The sequence below is a fragment of the Blautia sp. RTP21359st1_E11_RTP21359_211015 genome, from assembly GCF_040910705.1.
Classification (GTDB): Bacteria; Bacillota; Clostridia; order Lachnospirales; family Lachnospiraceae; genus Blautia_A; species Blautia_A fusiformis.
This window is the reverse complement of the sequence record NZ_JBDGAB010000003.1, coordinates 109,367-116,608: the sequence shown is the minus strand read 5'-3', so window position 1 is coordinate 116,608 and position 7,242 is coordinate 109,367. Positions and strand designations below refer to the sequence as shown.

At 42.3% G+C, this 7,242-nt stretch carries 7 protein-coding genes and 1 riboswitch; of the genes, 3 read left to right on the top strand and 4 right to left on the bottom strand.

Features of this window, described 5'->3' with window-relative positions; genetic code table 11:
• Nucleotides 1-173 precede the first annotated feature (173 nt).
• A riboswitch (ZMP/ZTP riboswitch) is annotated at nucleotides 174-255 on the bottom strand.
• Between the two features lie 240 nt (nucleotides 256-495).
• Complete coding sequence (locus AB5026_RS02030) at nucleotides 496-1,896, bottom strand: sodium-dependent transporter (RefSeq protein WP_021652983.1); 1,401 nt, start codon at nucleotides 1,894-1,896, stop codon at nucleotides 496-498.
• Nucleotides 1,897-2,117: 221 nt separating this feature from the next.
• Here AB5026_RS02030 and AB5026_RS02025 point away from each other — a divergent pair, with 221 nt between their 5' ends.
• The gene (locus AB5026_RS02025; protein WP_021652982.1) at nucleotides 2,118-2,846 is read left to right on the top strand and encodes a helix-turn-helix domain-containing protein; all 729 of its coding nucleotides are present in this window, start codon (nucleotides 2,118-2,120) and stop codon (nucleotides 2,844-2,846) included.
• 63 nt (nucleotides 2,847-2,909) lie between these two features.
• On the opposite strand, the gene AB5026_RS02020 is transcribed toward AB5026_RS02025, so the two are convergent.
• Genes AB5026_RS02020 through AB5026_RS02010 form a run of 3 tightly spaced genes read right to left on the bottom strand, consistent with a single transcriptional unit; the run spans nucleotide 2,910 to nucleotide 5,094 of the window.
• Nucleotides 2,910-3,758 (bottom strand): 4Fe-4S binding protein, encoded by an 849-nt coding sequence (locus AB5026_RS02020; RefSeq protein ID WP_118753032.1) that lies wholly within the window; start codon nucleotides 3,756-3,758, stop codon nucleotides 2,910-2,912.
• 7 nt (nucleotides 3,759-3,765) lie between these two features.
• Complete coding sequence (locus tag AB5026_RS02015; protein WP_092068499.1) at nucleotides 3,766-3,918, bottom strand: CD1871A family CXXC motif-containing protein; 153 nt, start codon at nucleotides 3,916-3,918, stop codon at nucleotides 3,766-3,768.
• Nucleotides 3,919-3,945: 27 nt separating this feature from the next.
• Nucleotides 3,946-5,094: a TlpA disulfide reductase family protein gene (locus tag AB5026_RS02010; RefSeq protein WP_173740955.1), complete on the bottom strand. Its 1,149-nt coding sequence runs from the start codon at nucleotides 5,092-5,094 to the stop codon at nucleotides 3,946-3,948.
• A 225-nt stretch (nucleotides 5,095-5,319) separates the two neighbouring features.
• On the opposite strand from AB5026_RS02010, the gene AB5026_RS02005 reads away from it, so the two are divergent.
• A complete protein-coding gene (locus AB5026_RS02005; protein ID WP_015527267.1) occupies nucleotides 5,320-5,997 on the top strand; it encodes a response regulator transcription factor in 678 nt (225 codons plus the stop codon).
• Nucleotides 5,994-7,160: a sensor histidine kinase gene (locus AB5026_RS02000; RefSeq protein WP_368212646.1), complete on the top strand. Its 1,167-nt coding sequence runs from the start codon at nucleotides 5,994-5,996 to the stop codon at nucleotides 7,158-7,160. Before AB5026_RS02005 ends, AB5026_RS02000 begins: the two co-directional genes overlap by 4 nt.
• The last annotated feature ends 82 nt before the right edge of the window (nucleotides 7,161-7,242 follow it).

The window sequence follows — 7,242 nt, the reverse complement described above, 5'->3', positions numbered from 1 at the left end:
GCTCCAGATATTTGTCATCAATACCTGCTTTCTCTGCAATCTTGGTAATTGGCTCCATTGTGCACTCCTGTGCAATCTCGATGTCACTTTTAAATCCCATAATGTTCTCCTTTCTCCGCTGCAACCGTCTGCATCTTTTATCCCATAAAAAAGAGCAGTATCTGAAGTTTTTCAAATACTGCCCAGACGGTCGACTCATCGAATCTCCGGCTCCCTCGTGGTTATCCCACAACTCCGTCAGTCACCGAAGACTTTATTAATTTGATGATTGAATACTAACATATTTATTAGTACTTGTCAAGAAATTATCAAATTATTTTTTCACTTTTAAAGTGAGCTAAGTCTAATTTTCTGAATCATTTCCGTTCTATGTATTAGTTTTCTCTCCAACATTCGTACATATCTTTTTTCATCAAATCCTCTGTTATTTAATCGTATCTTGTACTGGTCATCCGTTAATGCGACTGTCCAGACGCCATAAACATATTACCACATTTATGAAATCAAATCTGCAAATCCTGTAGATACCAGGAATAATATCAGCATTACAACCGGCACTACATAACGGATCATAAAGCGATATAATCCTGCCCGTTTGAAGTGTTCCCCATTTCGTTCCACTTCTCCTATGATCCAGTCAGGGCCGATCACCCAGCCGATCAGAATACTTGTCAAAAGTGAGATAAACGGCATCAGAAAACTGTTGCTGATATAATCCATCACATCCAGCAGCTGTCCAACGGAACCATTTGGCAGTTTAAGTTCAAAATACAGTTTGTTATAACCAAGGCAGATCAGCACTGCTGTAACAAGAGAATAGATTCCGACAGCACCACACATTTTCTTACGGGGTTTGTGATAGAGTTCCATGCAGTTTGCAACCAGTGTCTCCATGACAGACACGCAGGAAGTCAGTGCCGCAAATCCCATCATCAGGAAAAATGCAATTGCCACCGGACGGCCAAATACTCCCATGGCATCAAAAACCTTTGGCAGTGAGATAAATATCAGACTTGGGCCGGAAGCCATTCCATCCTTTCCGAGAAATACAAAAACAGCCGGTATGATCATCATTCCTGCAAGAAATGCAACGCCGGTATCAAAGATCTCAATCTGATTTGTTGCTTTATTTAAATTAACTTCATTTTTCACATAAGAACCATAAGTGATCATGATTCCCATAGATACACTTAAGGAAAAGAATAACTGGCTCATCGCATCCAGAAGGATCTCCAGGAAACGTTTTACCGTCAGTCCATGAAAATCCGGTTTGAGATAAACAGCCAGCCCCTGCATACCGGTGCGGACAGTTCCATCCGTATCAGTATGGGACAGTGTCAGTGAAAAAATCGCAATGATCACAATCAGAAGAATCAGCCCCGGCATAATGATCCTGGAAAACTTTTCGATTCCCTTTTCCACACCACGAAATACGATCCAGGCAGTCAGTGCCAGAAAGATCAGCATAAATACAACAGGTGCAATATCTGATGTAATAAATGATGTAAAGTATACATCTGAAGCCGCATCTTTCCCATCAGAAATAATATAAGTAAAAAAATATTTTACAATCCATCCACCGATAACAGAATAATAGGTCATGATCAATGCCGGAACCATAAACGTTAAATGTCCTAAAAATTTCCACTTTGGATCAAGAGATTCAAAAGCCCTCAATGCATTTTTCTTTGTCTTTCTCCCAAGTGCTACATCCGTTGTCAACAGTACAAATCCAAAAGTCAGTACCAGTACCAGATAAACCAGCAGGAAAAGTCCTCCGCCATCTTTGGCACAGAGATATGGAAATCTCCAGATATTTCCAACTCCTACTGCACTTCCGGCTGCCGCCAGGACAAAGCCTATTGAGCCGGAAAAGCTACTTCCTTTTTCTTTCATTTCAATTTCCCCTCTTCAAGTATATATTTGATATAGGCTGAAACCTTCAGCCTAACAGCCATATCTTACCTTAAATAAAGATAAGTGCAAATGGCAGAAGTTTCTTTTTACGAAATTTTATTCTAAAAAAGTTTCTTACTACTTTACAAAATACCGGTTTTTCCGATATAATCGTATACAATATAAATTAATAAGAAAAATAGATAGTATGAGGAAACAAAATGAGTAATTTTACCTGTTATGTAGGTGAACAAATAAGAAAATACCGAAAAGCCGGAAAGATGACTCTGCAGGATCTGGCAGATGCCATCCATAAAAGTCGAGCTACCGTATGCAAATATGAAAATGGAGATATCTCCGTTGATATCGAAACTTTATATGAGATCAGCCAGATTCTCCAGGTATCTATGTCCCAGCTTACCACTGGTCTTCCTGAAACAGCCAGTAAACCGTCCAATGCACCGGGAAAAGGACAAAAAAGCCCATTTTTTCAGGCACAGAGGCTATATTTTTACTTTTACGATGGACGCTATCAGCGTACGAAGGATGGCGTCATCGATATTTATGAAAAAAAAGGCGAATCCGGAAAATACGAAGCAACCTTAACGATCTGTTCTGTTTCTGCCAACGGAAGAAGCAGTGAGATTTTTTACACCGGAAAAGTTCTTTACAGTGATATGCTGATCCGTTTTTCCTTTGTAAATCAGTATAACCCACTGGAAGAAGATCTCCTGTACATTTTTAATCCTCTGGAGCTTCGAGATTTTACAACAGGACTTTTGTGTGGGATTTCCAGTGCGGATCTGATGCCCTGCGCATTCAAATGTGTGATCACTTTAAAACCACAGGAGCTTACCGAAGCGTTCCGCCACCAGCTGCTTTTTACAAAAAAAGATCTGAAGCGCTGGGAACAGCTGAATATGTTACTGATAGATAATATGGAAAAGTAGTTTTCTGCAAAAAACGGTACACCTTATATTTTATAAGCTGTACCGTTTTCGTATTTTTCTGTATCAGGGTTTGCCTGCAAACCCACACCGGATTGCCTGTGTCGGACATATCTTTTTACATCTTCCACATCGGATGCACTCTGCACTGTTGGGATTTTCCGTCGGATCGACCTCCATCTGGCAGATATTTCTGCATTTTCCGCAGTGAACACATTTTTCTTTATCTACTCTGTAACGAAAAACGGAAACTTTATTAAATACCGAATAAAAAGCTCCCAGCGGACAGATATACTTACAGAATGGCCGGTATATCATAATTGATAAGATAATAGTGATCACCAGGATTGTATTTTTCCACATGTACAGCCAGCCTACTGCACTTCGCATGGATTTGTTCAGCAGCACCAGAGGGATACCTCCTTCCAGTGTTCCTGCCGGGCAGATCAGCTTGCAGAAATATGGTGCTCCCTGGCCCATGATATCTACTACAAACATGGGAAGTATGATCACAAATACAAGAAAGATCACATATTTCAGTTTTCGCAGAAGCTTATCTCCCCGAAATGTCCGGATCTTCTTTGGAAAAGGAATCTTGTTCAACAGATCCTGGATCAGTCCAAAGGGGCAGAGAAATCCGCACACCAGTCTTCCAAGCAACGCTCCTACAAAGATCAGAAATCCAGCTACATAATATGCCATCTTGAAGTTCCAGCTTCCGATCACAGCCTGAAGGGAACCAATGGGACAGGCCCCTCTTGCCCCGGGGCAGGAATAACAGTTCAGCCCCGGAACACAGACATTTTTCAGTTTTCCGGTATAGATCTTTCCAGTCACAAAGCCTGATATGTGACTGTTTGTAAGGGCCGCCCACAATGCCTGGATCCCATGCCGCGGCCATTCATTTATTTTCATCTTCTTATTATCCAATGCCAATACACTCCATACAGATGTTGATCGCTTTTGTAAAAACTACAGACACCTCGCCCCTGCAGATTCCCAGTATCATCAGTAAAATTCCCAAAACCGCCAGAGCAGGTCCGATCCACCTGGATTCTGTTATTTTCCGAATCATTTTTCTACTCTCCATAATGATCATCTTTTACTTTGAAACGTTTTTAAACTCTTTTTCCACGATTTCCTTCCATTCGTCCAGTGTATGGCTTCCTGTATAGGTATCGCCTACAATGTTTCCATCTTTGTCAACAAAAAATGTTTCAGGAAATGCGGAAATCCCCTGCAGACGGCCGTTCATCATAGTAGTATCCGGTATCAGGAACGGATATTTTGCTTTTGTTTTTTCCTGAAGAATGCCTGCTTTTTTTACAGCCTCCTCGTCCTGATTTCCCTTTTCATCTGTAGTATCAAGCACCACGCCTGCTACTCCGACACCTTTCTCTTTCATTTCTTTATAAAGCTCCTGAAGTTCCGGAATTTCTTTTACACATGGTGAACACCAGGTTGTAAAAACATTTACCAGCGTCAGGTCATAGTCACTGAATACTTTTTCTGTATATGTTTTTCCATCTATTCCTGTTGTTTCAAATTTTCCTACAGATTTTACATCCTCCGGGTTGACGCTGGTATCCTGTGGCTGGTCAAACACGGAAATATTCTGATACGGTGTCATTTCCGTAATGTCGGTTTTGATCTTTTCCAGCTCCTTTGTCAGCTTTTCATCTGCATCTTTGTTGGTGCTCAGATAATATTTGTATTTCCCGTCACTGCTGCTTCCAAGCTCTTTATGCTCTGTACAGCCTGTGATCTCATCCAGCTTTTTCTGTGAAGCTTCGTCATAAACGCCAATTGTACCAATTCTGTCCAGACCTGCCACCCAGTCGTCATATCCGGTTCCCATCTTCTGTATTTCGGCATTTTTCTGTTCCTCTGTCATTTTGCTCCAGCTTACGTAGGCATATGTCACTGCATTGGTCTGATTCTCAAAATCTTCCGTGGTAAGCATTGCAATGCTCTGGTCCTTGATCTGCTTTAACAGCTCCTTCGAAAGTGAAAGCTTCAGTCCCAGAAACGGATATTCATAAGAATCCTGTGCCTTGCAGGTTACGTCGGAAGGCTTAAATGTACCTGCTACCAGATCTGATGAAACTGCCTCTCCATCCACCGCCATTGCCTCTCCGATATCTGCTGTTTCCGTGCTTTCTGCCGCCGTTACCGGTACGCTTCCAAATGCAGATATTCCTAATACCGCTGCTGCCATAAGTGCTGTTATTTTCTGTGTTCTTAATTTCATTGTTTATATTCTCCCTTCTGATATCACCGGCCCATATCCGGAACCGACGTATAATATCCGGAACCGACGTATATTTTATATGTAAATCTTGTTCTCTGTAGCCTTACTATATCATCCCCTGTATAAAATCTCTGTTAAGAAATAAAAAAATTTACAGGAATTTTATGCTATACATGATATGATAGATAACAAAGCAAAATCAACTGTTTTTTAGGAGAATTTATTATGCATATATTGATAATCGAAGATGAAAAGCAGCTCTGCCAGTCTATTGCGGAGGGACTTCGCATGGATGGCTATGAAGCGGACACATGTTTTGACGGGGATGAAGGACTGGAATTATGTCTGGTGGAAAATTATGATCTCATCCTTCTTGATCTGAACCTTCCAGGCGTTGATGGTCTGGAAATCCTGCGCCAGTTTCGGGAATCCGATACTTCCACTCCCGTTTTGATCCTCTCTGCCAGAGGACAGATCCAGGACAAGGTTGAAGGGCTTGATCTCGGTGCCAATGACTATCTCACAAAGCCTTTTCATTTTGAAGAGCTGGAGGCACGGATCCGAAGTCTGACACGAAGGAAATTTATCCAGCAGGATGTATGTCTGCAATGCGGACGTATCAGCTTTGATACCCGTACAAGAAAGGCCAGTATCGATGGACTTCCTCTTTCTCTGACCCGAAAGGAAAGTTCTCTTCTGGAATATTTCCTTCTTCATCAGAACCGTATCATAAGCCCAGAAGAAATGATCGAGCATATCTGGGACGGAAGCGTCAACAGTCTCAGCAATTCCATTCGTGTCCACATTTCTTCTCTTCGAAAAAAGCTGCGCACTGCTCTCGGCTTTGATCCGATACAGAATAAGATCGGCCAGGGTTACATTTTAACGGAGGATATACAATGAAAAAAATAACCGGAAAGCTATCTCTTCAATGGCGTCTGACACTGATCACTGCGCTGCTTATGACAGTCACCTGCATTCTGATGTATTTTTTTATCAGTCAGTCTGCAGTTGCCGGAATGGAGAATCTGGGAGATTACATGATACGGATCGATAACCCAGATTCTGCTCCCATCACCTTTAATATGAATCCCTCCGTCTTATTTCCGGAGCTTTCCGATCAGCTGCAGTTAACCAAAAAACTTTTTCTCACCAAAGGACTCATGGTAACAGGGATCATCATCCTTCTCAGCAGCATCTGCACTTATTTTATCAGCCGTCAGGCATTACTTCCCCTGCGCAGACTCAGCCAGGAGGTAAACAAAATAGAGGTCCAGAACCTTTCAGAGGCTCTTGAAGTTCCTGCTACCAATGACGAGATTTCCCGCCTGACCATTTCATTTAACAAAATGCTCGCACGCCTAGATGAGGCATTTACTGCCCAGAAGCAGTTTTCTGCCAATGCAGCCCATGAGCTTAGGACTCCTCTTGCCGTTATCCAGACAAATCTGGAGGTCTTTGCCCGCAGGGAAACACCTGCTTTAAAAGATTATCAGGAGATTTTTGCCATGCTCCAGGAGCAGACCGGGCGACTTTCCCATCTGGCTGAAATCCTCCTGGATATGACCGGTGTACAGACTGTTGAACGTTCCGAGAGGATCTCTCTGGCAGCACTGACGGATGAGGTTTTCTGCGACCTGGCTTCCATAGCGGAACAGAAAGAAGTTGAACTGATCCAGCAGGAAGGTGACTGCATCATTACCGGAAGCTATCTGCTGCTGTATCGCGCTGTGTACAATCTTGTGGAAAATGCGATCAAATACAATCACTCCGGTGGAAAAGTAACCGTAAATATCCATCCTTCCGAAGAAATAACAGATACATCCACCTCTGTCAATTACGCCTTTCTTGAAGTCTCTGATACCGGAATCGGCATTCCTCCTGAATATCAGGAAAAAATCTTCACCCCGTTTTTCCGTGTGGACAAATCAAGAAGCCGCGCTATGGGAGGTGCCGGCCTGGGGCTTGCACTTGTCAGTGAAATTGTCAGACAGCATAACGGACAGGTAAAAGTACTGGAAAGCAGCAAAAAAGGCAGCATGATCGCAATTATGCTACCAGTCTGAACATGTTTGTATTACATTTACTTTATATGCTCATGAACGCAATCGCTTTGCGATCTGCGTTCAAAATTAAATAATGTGAATA

What these genes read in the sequence shown, in the direction of transcription:
- AB5026_RS02030 (WP_021652983.1), bottom strand. Translation starts at nt 1,896, where the DNA reads ATGAAAGAAAAAGGAAGTAGCTTTTCCGGCTCAATAGGCTTTGTCCTG.
- AB5026_RS02020 (WP_118753032.1), bottom strand. Translation starts at nt 3,758, where the DNA reads ATGAAAATAAATGAATGGCCGCGGCATGGGATCCAGGCATTGTGGGCG.
- AB5026_RS02015 (WP_092068499.1), bottom strand. Translation starts at nt 3,918, where the DNA reads ATGATTCGGAAAATAACAGAATCCAGGTGGATCGGACCTGCTCTGGCG.
- AB5026_RS02010 (WP_173740955.1), bottom strand. Translation starts at nt 5,094, where the DNA reads ATGAAATTAAGAACACAGAAAATAACAGCACTTATGGCAGCAGCGGTA.
- AB5026_RS02025 (WP_021652982.1), top strand. Translation starts at nt 2,118, where the DNA reads ATGAGTAATTTTACCTGTTATGTAGGTGAACAAATAAGAAAATACCGA.
- AB5026_RS02000 (WP_368212646.1), top strand. Translation starts at nt 5,994, where the DNA reads ATGAAAAAAATAACCGGAAAGCTATCTCTTCAATGGCGTCTGACACTG.
- AB5026_RS02005 (WP_015527267.1), top strand. Translation starts at nt 5,320, where the DNA reads ATGCATATATTGATAATCGAAGATGAAAAGCAGCTCTGCCAGTCTATT.